We start from the raw sequence: 24,794 nt of genomic DNA on the forward strand, positions 1-24,794 counted from the left end.
CTATGGAGACAGCTGTTTAATTGATTATTATACCGAAATAACTGTTTAGCGCCTCCTGGTACTCCTCTTCCGTCTGCGGGACAAAGGTTTGTACACCATCGGGGGTGAAAATGCGAAATTCCCTACCTGCCAAAGAGCAGCGCCCGTCTTGAGTGCGGATGGCGGCCATGGCAGCTTTGGCAAAAATGGAGTCCGGCGAGTTCTCACACCAATAGGTGGCCATAATAAAGTCCTTTGGCAGCTGCGGCTCTTCGGTAAAGGAGTAAAGCCGGCTCCACTCCCCATGCCTCAGCTCACACAGCATCCAGCCGAAGTCAGGGTCGCGCTCCAAACGATAACACTCGTCTCCCTGCTGATGCTCCAGCCCCTCGACCATTCGGATCGGCCTGCGCGGGACTATGCCGCCTACACCAACATCCGCCAAGTAATAAGCGTCCCCGGCCTTGACCTTTAAGACCTGATGGCGCCTTTTGGGCGGAGGATTGGGCTCGTCACGCCAAAAGCGGGCCATCAAATCCGTCACGGGATAGCCAAGCTCCCGCAGCAGCCAGCCAAACAGGGCGTTCAGTTCGAAGCAGTAGCCTCCTCGGCGGCGGACAACGATTTTTTCGTGGAGGTGCGGAATCTCAAGCGAAAGCGGATCCCTGCGAAGAATATCCAGGTTCTCATAGGGCACGATGTGAAGATGTCGTTCCTGCAGCCGGGCAAGCGCTTCGGCACTGCCGTCCAGCGGGCCTTCATAACCTATACGCTCCAGATAAGCGCATACCTCGGGTTTTAGATCTTTATGCGAATCCTTCATCATACCCACTCCTTTACAATAAAGTAAATGTATTCGTGAAGCGCTTTCCAATTCCCTTTTTTTGTTAGAGACAGAACGTGATTTGAAACAATCGGCGTTAAATGTAATATGAGGCAAGCATGAGGTATGACGTTCCGCTAATCTTTCCTTAAATAGAAAAAGCACAACAGGATAACCTTTCTCCCGTTGTGCTTTTTCTATTGGTCAAGTCTCTTGCAGTATACTACTTCTCCTCGGGCACTTCGCGGCGTCTTGCGACTCCATCGGCATGGGCGGCTTTCATGACCGCTCGTCTTACCTTCTCGCTCACCGTCTGGTTGAATACGCTCGGAATAATGTACTGCTCGTTCAGCTCATCGTCGGTTACAACAGACGCGATGGCTTTTGCCGCCGCAAGCTTCATCGATTCCGTCACGCGGGACGCCCGGCAGTCGAGAACCCCGCGGAACAAGCCAGGGAAGCACAGCACGTTGTTGATCTGGTTCGGATAATCGGACCGGCCTGTTGCCATTACGCGGACATAGCCTTCCGCATCCTCCGGCGAGATCTCCGGATTGGGATTAGCCATCGCGAATACTATGGCGTCCTCGGCCATTTTCTTGACCGCGTCCACCTTGAGTACTCCCGGTCCCGATACGCCGATAAAAATGTCGGCGCCCTCGATCACATCGGACAGCATGCCCTCTTCCTTGTTCGGGTTCGTATTGTTGGCATACCACTGCCAAGCTTCGTGCGGATAATCATGTCCGCCGACCAGCGCCCCCTCACGGTCAACCCCGATTATATTCTTTACTCCGGCAGCTAGCAGAATTTTGGTGCAGGCGATGCCCGCCGCTCCAATACCGCAAAGAACGACCTTGCAGTTCTCCAGTTTTTTGCCGACGAGCTTGGTCGCATTCAGCAACCCGGCGAGCAGGACAACCGCCGTGCCGTGCTGGTCGTCGTGGAACACCGGGATGTCCAGCTCCTCCACCAGCCTCCGCTCGATTTCAAAGCAGCGCGGAGAGGAAATGTCCTCCAGATTAATCCCTCCAAAAGTCGGGGCAATCGCTTTGATGGTACGGATAATTTCTTCCGTATCCTGTGTGTCGAGACAGACGGGAAACGCATCGACGCCCGCCAGCTGCTTGAACAGCATGGCCTTTCCTTCCATCACCGGCATCGCCCCAAGCGGCCCGATATTTCCCAGGCCCAGCACCGCGCTTCCGTCCGAGATGACGGCTACCGTGTTTCTTTTGATGGTCAAAGTATGGGCGCGGGAAGGCTTCTCATGGATCGCCATACATACCCTGGCTACGCCAGGAGTGTACACACGGGAAAGATCATCCCGGTTTTTGATCGGCATCTTCGGTGTGACTTCAATCTTGCCGCCTAAGTGCAGCAGGAATGTCTGGTCCGATACCTGCAGGACATTGACTCCGGAAAGCTTGTTCAAAGCGGTGACAATCAAATCCCCCTGTGTCGTATCGGCTACGTTCACAGTCACGTCCTGTACAGTCGTCTTCTTGCCCGGTCTGGTCATATCGACGGCCACGATATCTCCGCCCGATTCTCCAATGGCTGTCGCAATCTGGCCAAAGGACCCCAGTTCCTTATCCAGCTCCAAACGGATTACTACGCTCGTTCCTGCGCCTGCCGGCATTGCCATACGAATATACCTCCTAGAATGCTTACTTTGCTTCATGTTATCGCTTTCAACATCTGCTGTGAAGGATTTGTCCATATTGTTATTTTTGTTCATTTTGATCAATTAATCAATAGACGCCATGATAGAATAATTTTAGTGCACCTGTTAAAAGGACTTATCACCAGGCGCTCATGCTTTTCAGGCTAACTCTCTCCATATAACGATTTGGCGAAGCGACTTTGATCTTTCTACATTTTCCGGCTGTAAAAAAGCAAAGGCCCGCTGCCTTCTCACAGACAGCGGGCCCTTTGCCCGAACTTCTTTACGCGATTCGACGCAACGATCGTACATACTTACTTGAGCGCGAGCCCATTCTCCGTCTCCTCAACCTTCAGGAACAGAGGGCGCTCCTCTCCATGCGGCGTATCGGGATAATGCGTGCAGATCATGAGCTGTCCGTGTAAATCGCGAAACAAGCTCGAATGCCCCGCGTTGCGGTCCATAAACAGCTTCTCGTCGTGCGTCCAGGGTCCCTTGATCCTGCCGTCCGCGGAACGGGCGATCGCAACCGTGTAGCCGCCAAGTCCCTCATCTCCATAATTGGGGATGGAGTAGCTCGACCACAGCAGGAGAAGCTCCCCGTTGCGGGCCCTATACAAGAACGGTGCGTCCGTAAGGTATCCCTGCTTTTCGATTCTCGGATCTCCGAACAGCCGAATCCACTGCATATCCGCCGCATTCAGTATCGTTACGGCTTCACCGCAGGAAGCTTTCAGGTCCTTCGTCAACCGAAGCGCCTTGATCTTTCCTTCATACAGCTCGGTCCATTCATGGCAGAACACGATCCAACGCTGTCCCTCCTCATCCTCGTAGAACGTGCCGTCCAGGCATTCGCTGCCCTTCAAGGTGACCGGGCCTTCGCTGTGAACGCGATAAGGGCCTGCGGGATGATCGGCAGCCAGGATGCCCGTTCCCCTGTTTTCGCCGATTCCGCCTTTGAACGACGCAAACATATAGAACTTCCCGTCCACCTCGAACACTTCAGGAGCCCAGTAATGCCGCACCCCCCAGAATCCTTTCGGCGGTTGGAAAGCCGCGTAGGGTCCGGTCCAGCTTGCCAAATCTTCGCTCACGTAGACTTCAAAGATCGGATCCTGATCTCCGCACCCGTCGGCGAAGGTGGTGCCGAACAGATAATATTTCCCTTCTTTCTCATAAGGAAACACGAAGGGATCGCGCATATGGATGTCGCTGCCAGCCACCGTTTTTATCGTACGAAAACCTTTTTCCATCCTGTCGCCCTCACTCTCCCCGTACCGGGTCTGTAATCGTAGAAAGATGCCACATGGAATTGATGTTTCTGATCTCTTTCAAATCGCATTTCGGCTTGCGGTCGTACGTCAATAACCCGTTCACTTCCTGCTCCACATCAGTTAGCTGTGTGTAGCAGAATCCGTGGATCGCTGTGGAGCTGTATACCGCCTCCAGCACTCTCCGGTACTCCCGCAGGAAATCCTCTTCGCCATTGACCGACGTGTATCCCCAACCTTGCTGCGAGCCCGCCCCGATGCGGTAGGCGATGCCTCCGAATTCCGTCAGCAGGATCGGCTCGCCCCTGTGGGCAAAGCCGTTGGCATAAATGGCGCGGTGCGCGGGCTGCGATTGGAAAATGTGCTCTTTTGTGGACAGAGACAATTTGAAATAATCATACTTGGCCGTCTCGTCCGGCTGGCCGTGATTATAGTTATGGACAGCGCAAATATCGGACACCGTCAGCTCCCAGCCGTCATTGGAAATGACAAGGCGTGTCGGATCCAGGGAATGGATCAGGTGGTACATCGCCAGGCTGTGGTGCTGCTGCTGACCTGAGCTGCGCACCGCGGGAATTCCCCAGCTCTCATTGAGCGGCACCCACGCGGCAATGCAGGGATGGTTGAAATCGCGCTCGATAATCTCCACCCACTCACGTGTCAGGCGCGCCGCCGCATCCTCTGAATAGGAGGGGGAAGCTGCGCACTCTCCCCAGACAAGAAAGCCCAACCGGTCAGCCCAGTATAGAAACCGGGGATCCTCCACCTTTTGATGCTTGCGGCAGCCGTTAAAGCCCATTTCCTTGGCCAGCTCGATGTCTTTGCGCAAAGCTTCGTCGCTCGGAGCCGTCAGCAGCCCTTCCGGCCAATAGCCCTGATCCAACACCAGCTTCTGGTAGTACGGCTTGTTGTTTAAGTACACCATTCCCTGCTCGGCATGGATTTTGCGCAGCCCGAAGTAGGACCGCACCTCATCGGCCGCCTTTCCGCCCTGCTTCAGCGTAATTACAACGTCGAACAAATTCGGGTTCTCAGGCGTCCACGTCCAGCCGTCATGATGGAACGGCGTCCTGAAAATATTCAAATTCAGCAAATTATAAGACCGTTTGGTATACCGTTCATGGACATCAATCTTATCGGAGACCACCTTCTGCCCTTTGAACGAGATATTGACCTCCAGGGACGAACCCTTGTAATCACCCGCCGTCTCGAACGACACAATGACATCTCCGCGGTCCAGATCCGGCTCAAACTTCACTTTTGACAAGTGGGTCGGATGGACCGCCTCAAGCCATACCGTCTGCCATATGCCGGTCGTTCTCGTGTACCAGATGGAAGCCGGCTGCTCAATCCAATACTGCTTGCCTCTCGGTATCGTTTCATCCGTGGAAGGGTCCTCGACCCGCACGACCACCTGTTCTTCCTGCCAGGTCAACGTTTCCGTCACATCAAAATGAAAGGGCGTATTCCCGCCTTCATGCATGCCCACGTATTTGCCGTTCACATATACCCAGGCGCGATAGTCCACAGCCCCGAAATGGAGCAACACCCTTTTTCCTTTCCAGCCCCCGTCAACGCTGAAGTTCCTTTTATACCAAACCCAATCGTGAAAAGATGTATCGTGAATACCGCTCAGCGGCGTCTGGTAAGCAAAAGGCACCTCTATAGTCCGGGAAAAACTGCGGCCGGCATCAAACCATTGTTCCGCTAATCCCGTATTCTCATCATCGAACTCGAACTGCCAGCTTCCGTTTAAATTCTGCCATGCTTCTCTCTCGAACTGCGGTCTCGGGTATTCTGCGCGCAATGTCATAACAACACTCCTGTCTGGTCTGTAAAATGTTTACTTAATGCCCGAACCCGTTACTCCTTTGACAAAATAACGGTTGGAGAACAGAAAAATAATTAACGCGGGAAGCGTGGCGATCACTGTGGAGGCCATCATTTTCGCGGGATTGACGAAGTTGGCGCCTTGAATCAAGCTGGCGAGCCCGGTCGTGACGGTTTTCATTTCCGGAGAATTGACTACCAGCAAAGGCCACAAATAATCGTTGTATATATTCAAGAAGGTAATGACGGTCAGCGTCAGAACTGCTGGTCTAACCGATGGAAAGACGACGGAAACCAAAATTCTCCACTGCGACGCCCCGTCGATGTGAGCCGCTTCTTCCAGCTCCTTCGGAAAGGACAGCAGGAAATTGTACACGAGAAACACGCCCATTGTGCCGGCGGAATACGGAAGGATAAGCGGGACGAACGTATCGGTCAAGCCCAGCCATTTAAACAAGTAAAAAGCGGGAAAAAGAGTTACGATACCCGGAATCGTCAAAGCAGCCACAATGAAAGTCAAAACAAGCTTTTTGCCGGGAAAATTCAACCGGGCTAGCGAATAAGCGGCGAGCACATCCACAAATACAACCAAAAGAGTGCCGACAACCGTCACGATGCCCGTGTTGACAATCCACTGCCCGATGGGCGCGTCCCCGGTTTCGGTAAACAGCTGCGAGTAGTTCTCCAACGTCCAGCTCTGCGGCAGCAGCGAGGAACTGGACATGGCTTCGCTCAGCGTCTTGAAGGATGTGAAGATCATCCAAAGGATCGGCACCAGAAAAAGCAATCCCAGCACCGTTGCGGCGGCGATGTTGAGGATGGAAGACAGGCTTCGGGTTTTCGTTCGCATATGTGTCCCTCCTTTACGTTTGTTCCTTATACGAAATCCAGTACTGAAGTCCGGTCACGATCATCATGATAAAGCCCATAAGGATAGCCATCGCCGAACCCATCCCAAGCTGGTTCATGTCAAATACGCTTCTTTGAATCCCCATGATCAGCGTGTTTGTCGATTCCTGCGGACCGCCGGAGGTAATCAGTCTGGCCTGGCCGAACAGGTTAAAGGAAGCGATCACCGTCGTGATCATAATGAAAATCCCTACATTGCGGATTTCCGGAAATGTGATGTGAACGAACTTGGCAAACCCGCCTGCGCCATCCAAATCGGCCGCTTCGTACACCGTCCCGTCCACTTCGTCAATCGCATTTAAAAATAATATCATATTAAAGCCGATGGTCCACCAGACTGTGGCGATTAGGATGGTTATCCATGCATAAGGCTGCGAGTTCAGCCATTGGATGGGCCCGCCCAGGCCGAGAGAGGACAGAGTGTTGTTGATATATCCGCCATTCTCGTTGAACAGCCAGCGGAACACCGCGGATACAGCTGTAACTGAAATCGAATATGAAATAAAGAAAACGGTCCGGTAGACGGCTTTCAATCTTGGCGGCAGCTTATCGATCATGAGTGCCAGCCCCAGGCTGATGAACACGAGCGGCGGAACGCTGATTAGCACGAACCACAGCGTATTTTTCAATGTGTGGGTGAACAGGTCGTTATACAGGGTTCCGGGCGTGAGCAGCGCTTTATAGTTACCGAATCCGACGAATTCATGGTCCCCGCTTGCCACGTTCCAGTCGAATAAACTGACGACGATTCCGTATACAAGGGGCAGCAGCCAGAACAAAACAAAAGCCAGAACAAAAGGAGAGATAAGCATCAGAGCCCATTTTACGGATTGTTTACTGCTTGTCATAGGCACCACCTTCTCGAAGAAATGGAGGCGGCTCTGTGATTGGCCGACAATTAATTTCACAGTGCCGCCTGATAGCTTGTGTTATTTCTTTTGCGTAGCGGAAATTTGCTTCGCTTTCTGCGTAGCGGTATCGAGTTCCTTCATAATCTGCTCTTTCGTGATATTCTGGGTGGACACGATCTTGCCGAACACGGTTTCGTTCATGTAGCGGATTTGCTCCCCGAACTGGTAAACTTGGGGCGCTTTCACGTAAGTGTCAAACTGCTGTTCGTTCGTGTAAGGCAGCGGATATTTGTCTTTGTTTTTCGCGATCAGGTCCATCGTCCCTTTATGAACGGGGGCTTGTCCGGCTTCCGCCCAATGGATCAAGTTCTCTGGAGTGTACATGTATTTCAGGTACTCCTCAACACCGGCGAGCACTTTCTCGTCCTTTACCTTGGAGGATAATGCGATCGTGTGCGCGTTGCCGTATACCGCCTGTTTGTTGCCGAGCTTCGGCACCGGAGCGACTCCGAGCTGGTCGCCGTATTTCTCTTTGGCTGCGCTGTAGAACCAAGGGCCTGTCATGGCAACCGCGGTTTTCACCGAGGCATTCGCGTCTTTAGCTTGTTTCATGAACGACTGGAACTCCCCGTCCAATCCGAGGCCTGCAGGAGAAATGTGATCCTTGTAAATCATCTGGTTAAAAGTAAGCAGCGCATCCGCCAGTTCCGGCTGGCTGAAGTTCAGATAGTTGTCCTTCTTCAAATCGATTCCATTCTGTGCGGCCATCGTCAATGTATAGAACTCAACCAATCCGCTGGAAGGAACTCCGAGCGAATACAAATTTTTGTCCTTTGCCTGAAGGTTCGCCTGCAGCTTGACCAAATCCTCGTAAGTAGCAGGTGCCTGAGGTGTCAAAGATTTGTCGTAGAACATCGTGAGCGGGTGAATATCGAGCGGCAGCGCATACATTTTACCGTCCAGCTTAGTCAGGTTGATGCCTGCCGGATGGAAATCGCTTTCTTTTAGCCCCGCTTTATCCATTACCGTCGAGATATCCTGAATCAATCCGTCCTGCTTGTAGGTTTGAAGGTTATTCGCATGAATGACGACCAGATCGTAATTTCCGGATTTAAACTTTGTGTAATGGTCCTTGTCCTGGATTTCTTTTACCACATATTTATCCTGGGACTTGTTGAAGCCTTCGGTAATTTGCTTCATATAACCGCCGTCTCCGCCTGTAAAGCCGTTAATGAAATTAATCGTAATTTTACCGTCTTTGCTTTGAGCGGCCGAGCCTCCGCCTTTCGAACAGCCGACCAATGCGAGGGTACATACCAGTGCAACGCTTAACCATTTCATATTTTTCATGTCAATCATCCTTCCACGTCAGTTTTGTCGTTTCGGCTTACATAATCGAGTTTCATCCTCATATCCGTTTCATAATTGCCGAATTTGCTGCCAAACAGGTTCAATCCGCCGTCGTTCCTGGCGTCAGGCTTGATTCCGATCCGCACGGTGACGTAAGGCTTGTCATCCAGCTCCAGCTCGTCCAGCTTGACGTTTGAAATTCTTCTTCCGTCGATAAAAGATCCTTCAGAATTAATGCGCCACGTCTTCAGAAGTCCGTACTGCGTATTCTCGCTCCCCCACCACTGCGGAGTAAGAAGACCCCTCTCCCCTCCGAAATCACCGGGACTTGTCCATGTTCCGAGCTCCTTTCCGTTAATCCATAAGCTTATATCTGAAGGCCAGTCCAAGTTATGGAGCGGCGCTTCCGAGCAAAGTTCCATGGAAAGCTCCAAATTTCGAATGGAGGAACCTCGTGGAACGCGATTGGGAAACCGGTATTCAAGGTAACCCCTGCGAAACCAGATCAACTGCGCGCCCACACGCTCCGGTTCGAAGAAAGAACGAGGCTCGTCCATTTCGCCGATAATCGAATGTTCGCTCAGAATCCCGCATGGAGCCGAGACCTGCATATCGACGAACTGCCCGATCGGCACAACCACCACTGCTGAGCTTTCCGACGGAGCCGGCCGAAAGTGGGAGAAATCGACCACGATTCTGCTGTACACGGCGGAGCAAAGCTTCTGGGTGCCGCGTGTGCCGGGAATCATCTCGGTTTGGATCAGGCCGGCATCCTCAAGCTTTTTAATGTTGATGGCCGCGGTCGATGCGGGAATGCCAAACTTCTCCGAAATTTCGACAACGTTCATCGAGCGGTGCAGCAGCGTTTTAAATATCTCGGTACGCAGATCGGTTGAAAGCGCCTTCGCAATATGGATAAAATCATCGATATTGGTCGTCAATATCCGGTTCAACTTCTCCTGGTTCGAATCATCTCGTTCAATTCTCATATGGTTCCCCCCTTTCCTTGGGCTGCTAATTCATTCAATAATTATTGCAGATTAACCGGTTTCAAATATATTTTGTTGTTTGTAATCGCTTTTATTATAGTTAAAAACAATTAAAATTGCAATAATGAATTTTTTTCCTGAATAAATCCCTTTTCAAACAAAAATAGTTGCGGTAAACAAAGGCCAACTATTGAAGAACTGGAGCAGCATCCGGACAAAAAAAATCAGATCTCGTCAGAGACCTGTTAGATTGTGTAGAAAGTCGCCGTAGGTTGTTGGTTGGAAGCGTGGTGAAAAAAACGTACCAAGTATCTTTGCTATTGATGCGGACGCCACATGCGAACCAAGGGATAATAGAGGCATATTATTCCGTTATTCTTCGATCTTTGACTTCATCGATGGAAATAGCGGAACGACTTGACCTCATTCGCCGCTAGCCTCATTCTCCGCCGGCCCCATGCTCCATTCGCTTCTCCCGGATATCCATCCTAGCGGGCATCACTATTCTCTGCCCCGATCCTCTGCTCGCTCACCTTCCCATATCCAGCTCCAACCTGACCCGTTCGTCCGCCGGTCCCGCTCCGTTCACTGCTGCTTCCCCTTGCTCACCCAAAATTTAATGCTGCCGCCCGGGGCAACCGTGGTGTCCGCCATGGGCTCCTGCCTGAACACCGTATTCGACGCCTGCTCATTGGCTTCGAGGAAAAACTGATAATGAAGCCCGGCCGCCAAAGCGGCTTTCTCAGCTTCCTCCCGCGACAGGCCGACGAGGTTCGGCGCTCCCTTGGAAGATTGGCCTCCCGCCGGCTGGGGTTGGGACGTAAGCGTCTCTTTCGGCGCATCCTGCTGAAGCATATGCTGCGATGCAGACGTCGGGCCCGCAAACGGATCCTGAGCGACCGTGTTGGGCTTGTGGCTGTCCAGAAGCCAGATCAGGATCGCCCCGGCCAGAATCGCGACAACAGCAAAGGTTCCCCCCGCGATTAACAAGCGCTTAAATATCCAGCCAAAGGAATTGCGGATGCCGCCGGCAGACTCCTCCTCCGACTCCCCCATCGCGTCGCGTGAGGGGATCTCCTCGACGCGATCTATCAAACGTCGCTCTCGGAATTCATCCGCCTCCATGGGAAGCTCCGCTTTGAAGCGTTCCTCCTGGCGACGTATCAGAGTCATGGCCGAAAGAGTGTCTCCCCCGTCCACGAGCTCCTTCAGATTCTGCAGGGAAGCCAGAAGCTCCGGCAAAGGCATATCCTCCGATGCCGCCTTGTTCATCAGCTCCAGCACGGCTTCCGTCTGCCGGTGAGTGAGTCCCCGCAGTGAGCCCTGAAGCGCCGCCTCCCTTTCCGGGCGCTCCTCCGGCAACGAAGAAGCGCCCGTCACCAGCTGGTACAGCAGCCCGCACAGCCCTTTCACGCCCTGCCGCGTGCCGGATGCCCTCTCCCAGTAATTCAGTACGACCGGCTGATTCTCATCGTTCAGCCAGATATTGTCGGCTGCAACCGAAAATCCGCTGATCCCTTCACCTTCAGCCTTTTGCATTGCCGCACCCAGCTCGTGCACGAGCCTGACGCAGCCCGTTAAGGACATGCCATGCCGGCTCATCTCCTGAGCCAAAGGTGCGCCGCCGGACCTTTTGAGAACGGCATACAAGCGGTTGGAGGCCGAATCGAAACCGACATCCAGCATATGCATGAACCTTTCCTCCGAATAATGGGAGGCCTTTCTGAGTAACTGTATATAGTTTTCGGCATAGGATTCGTCCGGGCTGTCGATCGCATAAAGGATGACGCTCCGATTCAATATCAAATCCACTCCCGCATAAATCATGCCATTAGGCAGCGGCGATATCGGTTTATCAAGCAAATACCGCTTTCCAATACTCCCCATTAAATTGCCTCCTTGCCAATCGGAATTATACCGGCTTTATTATCCTTATATATCATTTCGCAAACCTGCTCCGATTTTGGGCTTTCCCTATCCACTACTTATCATAACACAGCCTCCGCAAGCTTCAAGATCAGGTATTGCCATAAATGAGAACAAAATCTCCATTGAAACGTTTTAAACATCAGCGGAGGCGATACAAAGCCATTTTACGGGCAATTGTTAAATATTTGTCTTCCAAAGAATCGAATGCGCCCATTGTGGGTAATTTATCCCATAGACTGTAAACGAGGTGAAGAATTATGGATAAAACCGAGCAAGTGGCGCGTTGGTTCGAATCCCATGCTATGGGCTCCCTTGCGATCCGCAAAGAAGAGGACGGAGATATCGATCAGGTGGCAATTAAGGTATCAGAAATAGAGATGAAGGACGTGGACGGCCTGGACGATTATACTTCGGGAAAAAGGCTGCTCCTGCACGGGGAAGGCATGATAATAACGGACCAAGAGCCGGCCGCTATTCCCGGAGACGTATATGAAATTCCTTTGGCCAGCATAACGGAAGTGGAAGAGCTTTCGTCGGGGATCAAGCTAACGACAGACAGAGGCCATTATACGATTCAGGCAGATTAAGCTGCAAAAGCAAAACAAGGCATTCCGTTTCCCTGTATAGCCGGGGTCTGAATGCCTTTTGAATTTGTATACGCGCTTAGCCGCGAACAAATTCAAATCGGCGAAATCACAAAAACTACACGTCCAGTTAACATGCATTTAACGGTTTTGTTTTATTTTTTAATAGCGAAGATAATCATTTGGAGCTAAAAAAGAGGAGGAAGGAGGAGCTATTCTCAAAACGTTATCGTATTTTGTCTATGTATCTATCGATCTTTGGAACGTAGAAAAGTAGTCTTGAAATAATGATTTTTGAGAGGTGAACTGATTATGAAAAAGAAGAAAAAGATGAAAAAATTAATAACCGGCATCGTTGTAGCTTCTGCGATCATTGGTTCAGGTTCGGCGCTTGCTTCCTCCTTTTTGAAGGCTGGGCCTCAAGGAGACGGCACAGCATATACACCTGCCGGATGGCGGGTAACGCCCGCGGGCGCACAAAAGCCTGCCGGCTTCTTCCCCGCCAATGCTGTTCTCTCTCCAGACGGCGCGGCGGTGCTCATTCCTAATATTATCAAGGACGGAAATTCCAAACAAACCTTACAGGTGATGGACGCCAAGGACGGCCGTGTTATGCAGGTGGTGGAACTCGACAAAAATGCAGGCCAAGGTACAGCGGCCGGTCTGGCGTTTAGCCATGACGGCAGCAATGTTTACTTGACAACGGCAAACATGGACACAGTTGTCGTCTTCGGCTGGGACGGAGCTGCACATAAATTGGCGATCCAAAAGACACTTGCGCTTCCGAAGGGATCCTATCCACAGGGGGTAGCCGTTTCGTCGGACGACAAAACGATCTATGTGACAGGTCAATACGCCCGGACTCTTATTGCAGTCGACATCGCCTCGGGCAAAAGTAAGCAGGCTGCAGCCGGGGCCTACCCGTTCGGCGTAGTGCTGTCAGCTGACGGCCGTACCGCTTATGTCAGCAACCAGGGCGAAAACACGCTTTCTGTGTTCTCTGTGGACGGGCTTACCATTGCTCCCAAAAGCAAGATTACTGTCGGTACCCATCCTAATAACATGCTGATCGACGCAAAGCAGCAACGGATGTTTGTAGCCAACGGTGACAGCGATACGGTTTCCATAGTCGATACCGTAAGCAACACGGTCAAGGGCACTATTTCACTGGCTCCTTTTGCCGGTGCGCATGCCGGATCTCAGCCTACCAACCTCGCCATCTCGCCTGATCAGCGCACGCTCTATGTCACTAACGGCGGTAATAACGACGTTGCGGTTGTTGATTTATCCGGTGAAGGTGGCAGCAAAGGCGAACACAATGAAGAGTTCGGCCGTGTCAAGGGACTTATCCCCACAGGCTGGTATCCAACCGGGGTGCAGATAACGCCTGATGGCAAGCGGCTTCTTATTACGAGCGCCAAGGGCCTGGGCACTGGACCGAACAAAGGAACCGATCCTTCTAACCTGAGCGGCTACAAGTATATTGAAAGTCAGCTTCTGGGCTACCTGTCGGTTGTACCTGCCCCGAATGACGACCAACTCGAGAAGTACACCGAGCAGGTGCGCAAGAACAACGGAATTGAACAGAAGAACAATGTGCGCGGTTTCAATGAAGATACGCAAAATACGATCGTACCCCGCCGCCTAGGTGGAGCTTCCCCGATCAAGCACGTCATCTATATCGTCAAGGAGAACCGCACCTACGACCAGGTTCTTGGCGACCTGAAGAACCCGGACGGCAGCAAGCGCGGCAACGGCGATCCGTCGCTGACGCTCTTCGGTCAAGATACAACACCGAACCAGCATAAGCTGGCCCAGCAGTTCGTCACCCTGGACAACTTCTACGTCAACGGAGAAGTAAGCCAAAACGGCTGGCAGTGGGTGACTCAGGCGAGCTCCAACCTCTATAACGAGACCGCAACTGCCCAAGGCTACGCAGGCAACGGATCAGATTACGATTCCGAAGGCTATCACCCTGAAGTTGCTGCAGGCAGCGCTGATCCTGCCCATGCTTATTTGTGGGACAAGCTGGCACTGCGCGGCACCTCGTTCCGCAACTACGGCCAATTTGTAGTGCCGAGTGACTGGATCAAGCCCGGTGAGCCAATCAAAGCTGAGGCTGGAAAGTACTATGCCCACGACCCGATCCTGGACGCCAATACAAACCACGACTACCCATGGTTTGACATGGCTATTTCCGATCAGACTCGATTTGACATTTGGTACAAGGACTTTCAGTCATTCGTAGCGAATAACAACCTGCCTGCGATGCAGTTTATCGACCTGCCGCGCGATCATACAGCGGGAGCACAGACGGCTAAAGAATTGGTTGCCGACAACGACCTTGCCCTTGGCAGGATCGTCGATGCGGTATCGCACTCGCAGTATTGGAAGGACACAGCGATTTTTGTGGTAGAGGACGACGCCCAGAATGGGCCGGATCACGTAGATGCCCACCGTACGATTGCACAGGTGATCAGCCCGTACACGCAGATTGGAAAGGTCGATTCGCATTTCTACAGCCAGGTGTCGATGCTGCGTACGATGGAACTCTTCCTGGGTGTCGAGCCTATGTCCCAGTATGACGCTGCCGCGCTTCCAATGATCTGGTCTTTTACCGATAAGCCGAACTTCTCGCCTTATCAGGCGATTACGCCGGGATTAACAGCGAAATCGCCGGCAACGGCAAACACCGCTGCACCGTCAGCCGCTTCGGCGTCAAACACACAATCGGTTATGACGCCTGAGAACATGTCTGGCCGGCCTGACCAGGCAGACTCCCAGAAGCTGAACGAAGAGCTATGGAAGGAAATCAAGGGGCCGAATGTTCCGATGCCCGCACCTAAACACCATGTAATGGGTGAAGACAACGACGACAAAGCAACGAACAAACAGAACCAAGTACATTGGTAGGACCCTCGGCATCGTGACATCTCCTCATACAAGACTTGAGCGTTGACAGCTTGGGGTCCCCGGAAGTTCCCGGGGACCCCAAATTTACCTATTCAGCCTATGAAAGGCTTTATCAATCATTAGCGCTACGTGCTCGCTTTTCAGCGGTTTGCTGATGTATTCGTCCATTCCGGCCGCCAGAAATTTCTCCCGGTCGCCTTTGAGCGCATTCGCTGTTACGGCAACAATGAACGGACGATTCTCCGGAGGAGTAACCTGTTTGATGATCTGCATAGCTTCCAAACCGTTCATGACAGGCATCTGGATGTCCATAAAAATCATGTCGTACGCATCGCCTGCGACGGCATTCAGAACCTCCTGTCCATTATCGACTACGGTGGCTTTATGACCTATCTTCTCAAGCATCTTCGTTAAAACCAGCTGATTGATCTCGTTATCCTCGGCTATGAGTATTTTCAGAGGCTTTTGGTCGGCTGAACCAGGCGGCAGCTGTTCAAATCGCGGAACCTCCGCATAGGTTTCGGTTTTCAGGCTTACCGTAAACACAAAGGTTGCTCCAGGTCCCTCCGTCGGTTGGGCATAGATTGCCCCGCCCATCAGCTCCACAAGCTTCTTGCTGATCGCGAGGCCTAATCCGGTGCCCGTCCCTGACTTACGGGTCATAAAGTTGTCCAGTTGATAGAACGGTTCAAACAGCTTTTCCATTTTATCGGCGGGAATGCCTATCCCGGTGTCTTTCACGACAAATTCAAGCTCAACTTTATTGCATTGCTGCGAAAGCTTTCTCACCGACACATACACACCGCCGGTATAGGTGAATTTTATCGAGTTGCCCACCAGGTTGATCAATACCTGCCTGAGCCGGCCGGAATCGCCTATGAGCGTATCGGGCACATCAGGAGCAACGTAGAACGTCATATTCAGCACCTTTTCAGAAGATTTGGGCGACAAGACGTCAAGCGTTTCCGCGATGCATTCCCTTACATCAAAAGGTTCTTCGAGCAGCTCGGTCTTGCCCGACTCTATTTTGGAAAAATCCAGTATGTCGTTGATAATGTTAAGCAGCGTGTCGCCGCTTTTACGGATGATTTCAATGTATTCTTTTTGCTGCGAATCCAGATCGGTCGTATCCAGCAGCAGATCGGTCATGCCTATGACCCCGTTCATCGGAGTGCGGATTTCATGGCTCATCATGGTCAGGAACTCGCTCTTTGCTTTATTGGTGCTCTCTGCCGCTTCCTTCGCGATAAGAAGCCTGCGCTGCTCGGTGATATCCTTGGCGATAATATAGTATCCGACGTTTTCGTTATTGATAATGATAGGGGCCATTGTGGTCAGCACTTCAATGATATGGCCTTCCTTGTGCCGGATTTTGTCAATGCTGTTATCGGAGTGGGTGTCAATGGCGCTTTCTGAAATTTTCCTTTGCAGGTTGTCCGCTCCGAGAAATCTTGAGAAATTCACGCCGATGAGATCTTTCACATCATATCCGGTCAGCTTCTCGCCCATAACATTGGTATTAATGATATTGCCTTCCGGGTCTATCGAAAAAACCGCGTCATGGTTGTACTTTTTTAACGAAGTGTATCTTTGTACGCTTTCCTGCAGCTTCAGTTCCACATTTTTTCTTTCCGTGATATCCTGGACCGTGCCGTTGATTTTCAAGGGTAATCCGTTTTTGTCACGGGACACCAAGCCTCGAATATGGAGGAACCTGATCGAATCGTCTGTTTGTATGCGAATTTCCAGGTTCATATCATGGCCCCTTTTCGCACTGGCGAAACCTTCCAATACACACTGTTTATCGCTTGGATGCACTACGTTTAAAAGCTCTTGCGGCGGTACCTCGCCTTTATTGTTGTCGACATTGCAGAGCGAGTACACTTGCCGTGAGAACCAAAGCTCATCTTCGGCCAGGTCCCATTCCCAGCTTCCCAGCAAGGCGATCTTTTGCGCTTCCTCAAGGATATCTTCGCTTCTCTTTCTTTCCGTAATATCTCGTCCGATGCCCATGATATATTCAACATTGCCATCATCGTCCCGGATCACCTGGAAAGTGGTCTCAACCCAGATGTAGCTGCCGTTTTTGTGCCGGACACGATAGGTAACGACATCATTATCCGACAAGTGCATGGATTGGAGCTCCCGCAAATCATCCGGATGGTAATATTCATAGGACGGTTTTCCGATGACCTCTTCCGGCTCATAGCCTAACAAATTCCGCACAGACGGGGAGCAAAATAGAGTGATTCCATCGGGCGAGCTGTAAGAGATAATATCCTGGGCATTTTCCGAAATCAGTTTATATAAACTTTCAATTTCCAACAATTTTTGTTCGGCGGCTTTTTTTTCGCTAATATCGATTATATTGGAAATATAATAAAGCGGGTCACCGCTCGCCTCGTCACGGACTAAAGAACAATGAAGCGCCACCCAAATGTTGTCGCCGTTTTTGCGGATATAACGCTTTTCCGTTTCATAAGTCGAAGAATGTCCGTCCAGCAATTTCTCAAGGTTCTGATTGCTTGCCGTCAAATCGTCCGGATGAGTCACATCCTGAAATCTTAACCCAGTTAATTCCTCTTGCGAATAGCCTAATATTTTGCATAACGCCGGATTGACCTTAAGCCAGCTGCCGTCCATTGACACTAAAGCTATACCGGCAGGAGAAAATGTGTACGCGTGCTCAAATAAAGAGTGATGATCTATTGGTTTGTAATGCATGGAACATCCTCTCTCTCTACTTTTATTGACAAGTTCAGGTTAAATAAAGTATACATGATTGAAGTCCTTTTTCCCAAGATAAATTAGCTGTATAATAGAAACAATGTCCAATCACAGAAAGAGTGAGCAAATTGAGCGGCAGCATCAATTTCCTGGGAGATATCACCATTTTCCTCTCGCCTGAGCTTGTCATCCGCAATGTCAATAAATCCATTTTCAACTTTTTGCAATACACGGAGGAAGAGCTGATAGGCGAGCCGCTGCAACTTATTTTGCCGAATTACAATTTGGAGCCGTTGACCGCCCGCGGCGCCGACTATTTACCTTACTCGGATACTCAATTGATCAACCGTTACGGGGAATCCGTCCCGTTATCCGTCTCAGCATCAGCCATCCGCGACAACCGGAACAGCGTCGTCGGCTTTTGGCTTCTGCTGCAGGATATCGAAGGACGCAATCAATCGCAGACGACCCTGCGAGACATGCAGAAGAGGTACCTGGCTGTAACGGACCATGCGCTCGACGCAGTGATTGTAATGGACTCCACAGGAAGAGTGACGGAATGGAATCCCCGGGCGGAAATCGAATTCGGTTGGCCGAAAAGTGAAGCGGTCGGCAGAGATCTGGCCGATTTGATCATTCCGCCAAGCTACCGCGGGCCGCACAAACTCGGACTGCAGCGTTTTATGGCGACCGGGCAGGGAAAGATACTGAACAAACGGCTTGAACTGTCAGCGCTTCATCGGGATGGCCATGTTTTTCCGGTTGAATTGACTGTAACTCCCATTCAATGGGGCGACGGCTATATATTCAGCGCTTTCGTGAGAAATATAACAGAACGTAAGAATGCCGAACAGGAATTGATCGATGCCAAGGAAAAAGCGGAGGCCGCCACCAGAGCGAAAAGCGACTTTCTCGCCATGATGAGCCATGAAATCCGGACGCCGCTGAACGGCATTGTCGGTCTCACCCATGTGCTTAAAGACACCAATCTAACTTCCGAGCAAAAAGAATATGTCGATTATATCGTGAAAAGTGAGAATGCACTGCTTTCCATCATCAACGATATTCTGGATTTTTCCAAAATCGAGTCGGGCAAAGTCGAATTGGAAGCTGAGCCTTTTGACTTAAAAGCATGCATAGAGGAAACCTTCGATGTCCACTCGGTTTCCGCCCAGAAAAAAAAGCTGGACATAAGCTCCTCCGTCGATCCGCAAATACCTGCTGTCGTTGTTGGCGACCATACGCGGTTAAGGCAGGTGCTGATGAATTTGGTGGGAAACGCGATCAAATTCACTCCTTCAGGCAGCGTAAGGGTGTCGATCGGGCTGCTGGATCAGAAGGAAGATGGGCTAAAGCTGAAATTTAATGTCAGAGACACCGGAATCGGCATCCCCAAAGAGAAGCTGGGTCAGCTGTTCGAGCCTTTTTCCCAACTGGATTCATCCAATACACGCAAATACGGCGGGACCGGACTGGGGCTGGCCATCTGCAAAAAACTCGTTCAGCTCATGGGCGGAGAGATATGGCTTGAGAATTCCGGACGGGAAGGGGCTGATTTCGCTTTCACTATCATGGTTACGGCCGACCTTGCCCACAGCAGTCATGCCGGGAATTCGACCGCCGTACAGGAGGATAGAGGGGCTTGTTCCGTTCGTATATTGATTGGGGAAGATAACGAGATCAACCAGAAGGTGCTGCTGAAAATGCTGGAGAAATCCGGTTATACCGCCGATATCGCGGGCACGGGGATCGAAGTTTTAGAGTGTTTGAAACGGAAGCCATATGACCTGATCTTCATGGATATTCAAATGCCCGTGATGGACGGGATGGAAGCAACCAGAATCATCCGCGAGACGATACCGGAAGATACGCGTCCCAAAATTATCGCCGTCACCGCAAACGCTTTTGAAAGCGACAGGGAAGAATACCTGTCCGCCGGCATGGACGATTACATCAGCAAGCCCATTAAACGAGATCAGCTGCAGAAAATAATCAGTAAATTTGTGTGAAATCTGAAAAAAAGAGGCTGCTCTTTCCGCACAACAAATCTGCTTGAAAGATAGCCTCTTTTCTATTGTGTCTATCATTGCCGTGTCTATCGCCAGTCATGAAGCTCGCGGACGCCAATTGAGGGCAGGCCTTAAATAGATTCCGGAACGGATAAGACGACGAATCTTACGGCTGTACGCTCTCCTTTTCATATTCCGAGTCACACTCCTCTCAGTCTAATCAGGCAGCAGCGTGGTCTTGACCATCTTTTGATGGCTCCACCCGGCAAACTCAAGTCTTCTTATCTATCACTAGTGTAATAAAGATTATAGTCATTTTTCAAGGTTGAATGGGGTTGGATAGAGCCCAAAGATTGGTAATATATCAACTTTTCGCCCATTTCTCTGTCTGATTCTTACAATTCCTCTTTTTCTGCTTTGGCAGTGTTCCACGGAAGCATTATCGGGTGGTGGGTGTAAGCATTTTCCTTGGCTTTCTTCGCAGGATTTCAAAGAAAGCACGGAGTACCGGGTGTATTGAACTAAAGGGCACCGACCCGTAAAGATAGCAAGACCGGCCTCCACCCCTTGGAAAGGTGTAACGAAGGAATGAGAGGGCGAAGACCCGTTGAGACATGGGAGTGAAAACCTCCAAGGGTGACGTGGAGAATACGTGCAGTATATGGAAATATATGGGTCATTAACATCCCCCTCTATTTCAGTGCGCCTTCATGTTGCCAAGGGTCTATGTCTGAGTCTCTGTTCACATATTCCTTCCCACTTAACATGGGTGAAATCCTGCGAATAAGTGAGCATTGCGTGAGAAAAATGAATCGTACCGAGGGAGTTCAATAAGAACCCAACGCAACTTCAGGATTTCCTTAGGCTGCATAGAACCGCAAGGTGACTATGCAGTGACGGAGTCGGTCTGAACTAGGTTTTTCGATGTGACTAATGGCAGTGGAAAATCAAAAAAGAACCTGGTCAGTTTTACCAGGTTTATTTTATATTGCACATAAACAGACACGATGATATAATCAGATTACGACTACACCAAGTTCTACAGTTATAACTATTGCATCTTACACTTAAATTGTACCATGCCGGGTAAACTCTTGTCAAATGTTTTTTCTTAATTTAATGGTTAGGAGAGATATTGAATGAGTTCTCTGGTTCTCGGTTTTCAGGAAATGGAAAAAACGCAGCTTTTGCTCGTTGGCGGAAAAGGGTTTAATTTAGGGGAATTATCAAAAATTCAAGGAATACAAGTACCAGAAGGATTTTGTGTTACAACAGTAGGATATCAAAAAGCCATCGAACAAAACGAAACGTATCATGCTTTGTTGAATCGACTAACCATGCTGAAAGTAGAAGATCGAGATCAAATTGGTGAAATCAGCAGGAAGATTCGACAAATCATTATGGAAGTAGAAATTCCTTCCGATGTTGTGAAAGCAGTTGCTCACTATCTCTCCCAGTTTGGCGAGGAACATGCTTATGCAGTGCGTTCCAGTGCGACTGCTGAAGATTTGCCGCATGCTTCTTTCGCCGGTCAACAAGACACCTATTTAAATATCATCGGCAAAGAAGCAATCTTGCAGCATATGAGCAAATGTTGGGCTTCCCTGTTTACGGACCGTGCGGTCATCTACCGTATGCAAAACGGATTTGACCACAGTCACGTTTATTTAGCCGTTATCGTTCAAAGGATGGTTTTCCCGCAGGCTTCAGGGATTTTATTCACCGCCGATCCTATTACCTCCAACCGAAAGCTGCTATCCATCGATGCCGGTTTTGGACTTGGAGAAGCGCTGGTCTCCGGCTTGGTATCTGCCGATTGTTATAAAGTACAAGAAGGGCAAATCGTCGATAAGAGGATAGCAACCAAAAAATTGGCTGTCTATGGACGAAAAGAAGGCGGAACAGAAACACAGCAGATCGATCCCGATCGGCAAAAAACTCAAACACTTACTGAACAACAAATTTTACAATTGGCACGCATCGGAAGACAGATCGAAGCTTATTTTGGTTGCCCACAAGATATCGAATGGTGTTTGGTTGATAATACTTTTTACATTGTCCAGAGTCGTCCAATCACGACTTTATACCCCATCCCTGAAGCGAATGATCAAGAAAATCACGTCTATATATCTGTTGGTCATCAACAAATGATGACTGATGCCATGAAGCCGCTGGGATTGTCTTTTTTCCTGTTAATAACTCCTGCACCCATGCGTAAAGCCGGTGGAAGGTTGTTTGTTGATGTCACCCATAGTCTGGTTTCGCCTGACGGCAGAGTAATTTTATTAAATGCCATGGGACAACACGATCCGCTCATGAAAGATGCGCTTACGACCATAATAGAGCGAGGAGATTTTATAAAATCGTTACCAATTGATAAGAAAGCACCGAGTCCCAGCAGAAGCAATACAGATATGCTGGCACAAATTGAAAACGATCCGTCAATCGTTTCCGATTTGATTAAGAGAAGTCAAGTATCGATAGAACAGTTAAAACATAACATCCAAACGAAATCAGGATCGGATTTATTCGATTTTATTCTAGAAGATATCCAACAATTAAAGAAGATTTTATTTGATCCACAAAGTTCGGCTGTGTTTATGGCTGCCATAAATGCTTCGGCGTGGATCAATGAAAAAATGGAGATGTGGTTAGGTGAAAAAAACGTAGCCGATACGCTTTCTCAATCAGTACCTAACAATATTACTTCGGAGATGGGTCTGGCGCTATTGGATGTCGCAGATGTGATTCGCCCTTATCGGGAAGTAATTGATTATATACAGCATGTAAAAGATGATAACTTTTTGGATGAACTGGTTAAGTTTGATGGCGGACAGAAAGCCCAAGACGCTATCTATGCTTATCTCAACAAATACGGAATGCGATGTGCCGGAGAAATCGATATTACAAAAACTCGTTGGAGCGAAAAACCAACTACACTTGTCCCCATAATTCTCAGTAACATCAAAAACTTTGAGCCTAATGCTAGCAATCGGAAATTTGAGCAAGGGCGACAGGAAGCTTTGAAAAAAGAACAAGAGTTATTAGATCGATTGAAGCAATTACCGGATGGTGAACAAAAAGCCAAAGAGACAAAACGAATGATCAGCCTGATCCGGAATTTCATCGGTTATCGTGAATATCCAAAATATGGCATGGTTAATCGCTACTTCGTTTATAAACAGGCTTTACTGAAAGAAGCCGAACAACTCGTACAAGCCAATGTTATTCATGAAACAGAAGATATATACTATCTCACTTTTGAAGAACTTCGCGAAGTCGTACGTACAAATAAACTGGATTATCAGATCATTAGCAACAGAAAAGACAAGTACAAATTATATGAAAAACTAACTCCCCCACGCGTTATCACCACTGATGGTGAAATCATTGCCGGTGAGTACAAACGAGAAAATCTCCCAGCCGAAGCTATTGTTGGTCTACCTGTGTCTTCCGGGGTTATAGAGGGACGAGCACGTGTCATCTTAAACATGGAAGATGCTGATCTAGAAGATGGAGATATATTAGTCACCTCCTTTACTGACCCTAGCTGGACACCATTGTTTGTATCCATAAAAGGGCTAGTCACCGAAGTTGGTGGACTGATGACCCATGGAGCAGTTATCGCGCGTGAATATGGCTTACCAGCAGTTGTCGGGGTGGAAAATGCTACCAATCTGATCAAAGACGGTCAACGAATTCGCGTGCATGGAACAGAAGGGTATATTGAAATATTGTAATGGCTGAATACGTCAAGTAAGAACCGCTGTCATAATGGACGGCATTAAATGCAATCTGTCATGGATAAAAGGACAGTTACCCTTCACAGAGCTCATCTAATTCCAGCGGGGAGAAGAATAGCGTACTCCCGTTCCGCTATCATCTCGCGCCGCCAATACTAACGTACCGACGTACCGCTATCTCAAAATCTCATCGATCCGATCCAGCTCTGCCCTGCTAAAATCGAGGTTGCTAAGCGCCGCTACATTCTCTTCGATCTGGCTGACGCGGCTTGCGCCGATAAGGGCGGAAGTGATGCGGCCCTCGCGCAGCACCCAGGCCAGAGCCATTTGCGCCAGGCTTTGGCCGCGTTCGGATGCGATTTCGTTCAGCTGGCGAACCTTCGCGACCTTTTCTTCCGTCACATCCTTCTCTTTCAGGAAGCCGGTCGAGCTTGCCGCTCTGGAATCCTCGGGGATGCCCTTCAGATATTTGCCCGTGAGCAGCCCCTGAGCCAGCGGACAGAAAGCGATGCTTCCCACGCCATTTTCCGCCAGGACATCCTGCAGGCCGTCTTCCACCCAACGGTTGAGCATGGAATAAGAAGGCTGATGAATCAAAAGCGGCGTTCCAAGCTCCTTCAGAATCCGCACGGCTTCAGCCGTTTGCTCCGCGTTATAGCTGGAGATGCCGACATAAAGCGCTTTCCCTTGACGCACGATTGAATCCAGCGCCCCCATCGTTTCTTCCAAAGGCGTCTCCGGGTCAAATCGGTGCGAATAGAAAATATCGACATAGTCCACCCCCATCCGCTTCAAGCTCTGGTCGCAGCTCGCCATCAGATTTTTGCGGGAACCCCATTCGCCGTAAGGCCCTTGCCACATGTAGTAGCCGGCTTTGGAGGAAATGATAAGTTCGTCCCGGTAAGCGGCCAAATCCGTCTTCATCATACGTCCGAACATCTCTTCCGCGGAACCCGCAGGCGGACCGTAGTTATTGGCCAAGTCAAAATGCGTAATTCCCAGGTCAAAAGCTTTGAGCAGCATCGCCCTGCCGTTCTCGTATGTATCCACACCTCCGAAATTATGCCACAACCCCAATGAAATCGCCGGCAGCTTGACGCCCGAACGGCCGCAGCGATTGTACTTCATCGTACTGTAACGGGACTTGTCCGCTTGATAAGGCATGGTGAACCTCCTTGTATTATAGAAAAGTATGAACAAATAAATCCTACAACACAGCAA

General features: G+C 50.0%; 15 protein-coding genes. 4 read left to right on the plus strand and 11 right to left on the minus strand.

Annotation, left to right across the window (positions count from 1 at the left end; all coding sequences use genetic code 11):
* Positions 1-16 precede the first annotated feature (16 nt).
* The 9 genes from ACZ5N7_RS11320 to ACZ5N7_RS11360 all read right to left on the minus strand — a co-directional run bounded on the left by ACZ5N7_RS11320 (position 17) and on the right by ACZ5N7_RS11360 (position 11,555).
* On the minus strand, positions 17-805 hold the full coding sequence (locus tag ACZ5N7_RS11320; RefSeq protein ID WP_464654278.1) for an arylamine N-acetyltransferase family protein: 789 nt from the start codon (positions 803-805) through the stop codon (positions 17-19).
* A 220-nt stretch (positions 806-1,025) separates the two neighbouring features.
* Positions 1,026-2,450 carry an NAD-dependent malic enzyme gene (locus ACZ5N7_RS11325; RefSeq protein WP_464654279.1) on the minus strand — a complete coding sequence of 475 codons (1,425 nt, stop codon included), beginning with the start codon at positions 2,448-2,450 and terminating at the stop codon, positions 1,026-1,028.
* Positions 2,451-2,782: 332 nt separating this feature from the next.
* Positions 2,783-3,721, minus strand: a complete 939-nt coding sequence (locus ACZ5N7_RS11330) for a glycoside hydrolase family 43 protein (protein ID WP_464654280.1) — start codon at positions 3,719-3,721, stop codon at positions 2,783-2,785.
* A gap of 10 nt (positions 3,722-3,731) precedes the next feature.
* Positions 3,732-5,552, minus strand: a complete 1,821-nt coding sequence (locus ACZ5N7_RS11335; RefSeq protein ID WP_464654281.1) for a glycoside hydrolase family 2 protein — start codon at positions 5,550-5,552, stop codon at positions 3,732-3,734.
* Positions 5,553-5,582: 30 nt separating this feature from the next.
* Positions 5,583-6,419 (minus strand): carbohydrate ABC transporter permease, encoded by an 837-nt coding sequence (locus ACZ5N7_RS11340; protein WP_464654282.1) that lies wholly within the window; start codon positions 6,417-6,419, stop codon positions 5,583-5,585.
* A gap of 13 nt (positions 6,420-6,432) precedes the next feature.
* Positions 6,433-7,326: a carbohydrate ABC transporter permease gene (locus tag ACZ5N7_RS11345; RefSeq protein ID WP_464654283.1), complete on the minus strand. Its 894-nt coding sequence runs from the start codon at positions 7,324-7,326 to the stop codon at positions 6,433-6,435.
* A gap of 81 nt (positions 7,327-7,407) precedes the next feature.
* On the minus strand, positions 7,408-8,679 hold the full coding sequence (locus ACZ5N7_RS11350) for an ABC transporter substrate-binding protein (RefSeq protein ID WP_464654284.1): 1,272 nt from the start codon (positions 8,677-8,679) through the stop codon (positions 7,408-7,410).
* A gap of 5 nt (positions 8,680-8,684) precedes the next feature.
* Positions 8,685-9,668: an ArsR/SmtB family transcription factor gene (locus ACZ5N7_RS11355; RefSeq protein WP_464654285.1), complete on the minus strand. Its 984-nt coding sequence runs from the start codon at positions 9,666-9,668 to the stop codon at positions 8,685-8,687.
* 585 nt (positions 9,669-10,253) lie between these two features.
* Positions 10,254-11,555 carry a PASTA domain-containing protein gene (locus ACZ5N7_RS11360; protein ID WP_464654286.1) on the minus strand — a complete coding sequence of 434 codons (1,302 nt, stop codon included), beginning with the start codon at positions 11,553-11,555 and terminating at the stop codon, positions 10,254-10,256.
* Between the two features lie 299 nt (positions 11,556-11,854).
* On the opposite strand from ACZ5N7_RS11360, the gene ACZ5N7_RS11365 reads away from it, so the two are divergent.
* Together ACZ5N7_RS11365 and ACZ5N7_RS11370 are read left to right on the plus strand one after the other, a co-directional pair.
* Positions 11,855-12,184: a hypothetical protein gene (locus ACZ5N7_RS11365; RefSeq protein WP_464654287.1), complete on the plus strand. Its 330-nt coding sequence runs from the start codon at positions 11,855-11,857 to the stop codon at positions 12,182-12,184.
* Positions 12,185-12,493: 309 nt separating this feature from the next.
* Positions 12,494-15,094, plus strand: a complete 2,601-nt coding sequence (locus tag ACZ5N7_RS11370) for a beta-propeller fold lactonase family protein (protein ID WP_464654288.1) — start codon at positions 12,494-12,496, stop codon at positions 15,092-15,094.
* An 84-nt stretch (positions 15,095-15,178) separates the two neighbouring features.
* Here ACZ5N7_RS11370 and ACZ5N7_RS11375 read toward each other — a convergent pair whose 3' ends face one another.
* Complete coding sequence (locus ACZ5N7_RS11375) at positions 15,179-17,818, minus strand: PAS domain S-box protein (RefSeq protein WP_464654289.1); 2,640 nt, start codon at positions 17,816-17,818, stop codon at positions 15,179-15,181.
* Between the two features lie 131 nt (positions 17,819-17,949).
* On the opposite strand from ACZ5N7_RS11375, the gene ACZ5N7_RS11380 reads away from it, so the two are divergent.
* Positions 17,950-19,830, plus strand: coding sequence for a PAS domain S-box protein (locus ACZ5N7_RS11380; RefSeq protein ID WP_464654290.1), 1,881 nt, complete (start codon positions 17,950-17,952; stop codon positions 19,828-19,830).
* Between the two features lie 1,139 nt (positions 19,831-20,969).
* Positions 20,970-23,570 carry a phosphoenolpyruvate synthase gene (gene ppsA, locus ACZ5N7_RS11385; RefSeq protein WP_464654291.1) on the plus strand — a complete coding sequence of 867 codons (2,601 nt, stop codon included), beginning with the start codon at positions 20,970-20,972 and terminating at the stop codon, positions 23,568-23,570.
* A gap of 177 nt (positions 23,571-23,747) precedes the next feature.
* Here the strand turns inward: ppsA and mgrA are convergent, their stop codons facing one another.
* Positions 23,748-24,737, minus strand: a complete 990-nt coding sequence (gene mgrA, locus ACZ5N7_RS11390) for an L-glyceraldehyde 3-phosphate reductase (protein WP_464654292.1) — start codon at positions 24,735-24,737, stop codon at positions 23,748-23,750.
* Positions 24,738-24,794: the final 57 nt, after the last annotated feature.

Source organism: Paenibacillus sp. JCM 18996 (assembly GCF_055392555.1).

Excerpts from the sequence above, each read along its gene's own strand:
- ACZ5N7_RS11320 (WP_464654278.1), bottom strand. The coding sequence starts at position 805 with ATGATGAAGGATTCGCATAAAGATCTAAAACCCGAGGTATGCGCTTAT.
- ACZ5N7_RS11325 (WP_464654279.1), bottom strand. The coding sequence starts at position 2,450 with ATGGCAATGCCGGCAGGCGCAGGAACGAGCGTAGTAATCCGTTTGGAG.
- ACZ5N7_RS11330 (WP_464654280.1), bottom strand. The coding sequence starts at position 3,721 with ATGGAAAAAGGTTTTCGTACGATAAAAACGGTGGCTGGCAGCGACATC.
- ACZ5N7_RS11335 (WP_464654281.1), bottom strand. The coding sequence starts at position 5,552 with ATGACATTGCGCGCAGAATACCCGAGACCGCAGTTCGAGAGAGAAGCA.
- ACZ5N7_RS11340 (WP_464654282.1), bottom strand. The coding sequence starts at position 6,419 with ATGCGAACGAAAACCCGAAGCCTGTCTTCCATCCTCAACATCGCCGCC.
- ACZ5N7_RS11345 (WP_464654283.1), bottom strand. The coding sequence starts at position 7,326 with ATGACAAGCAGTAAACAATCCGTAAAATGGGCTCTGATGCTTATCTCT.
- ACZ5N7_RS11350 (WP_464654284.1), bottom strand. The coding sequence starts at position 8,679 with ATGAAAAATATGAAATGGTTAAGCGTTGCACTGGTATGTACCCTCGCA.
- ACZ5N7_RS11355 (WP_464654285.1), bottom strand. The coding sequence starts at position 9,668 with ATGAGAATTGAACGAGATGATTCGAACCAGGAGAAGTTGAACCGGATA.
- ACZ5N7_RS11360 (WP_464654286.1), bottom strand. The coding sequence starts at position 11,555 with ATGGGGAGTATTGGAAAGCGGTATTTGCTTGATAAACCGATATCGCCG.
- ACZ5N7_RS11365 (WP_464654287.1), top strand. The coding sequence starts at position 11,855 with ATGGATAAAACCGAGCAAGTGGCGCGTTGGTTCGAATCCCATGCTATG.
- ACZ5N7_RS11370 (WP_464654288.1), top strand. The coding sequence starts at position 12,494 with ATGAAAAAGAAGAAAAAGATGAAAAAATTAATAACCGGCATCGTTGTA.
- ACZ5N7_RS11375 (WP_464654289.1), bottom strand. The coding sequence starts at position 17,818 with ATGCATTACAAACCAATAGATCATCACTCTTTATTTGAGCACGCGTAC.
- ppsA (WP_464654291.1), top strand. The coding sequence starts at position 20,970 with ATGAGTTCTCTGGTTCTCGGTTTTCAGGAAATGGAAAAAACGCAGCTT.
- mgrA (WP_464654292.1), bottom strand. The coding sequence starts at position 24,737 with ATGCCTTATCAAGCGGACAAGTCCCGTTACAGTACGATGAAGTACAAT.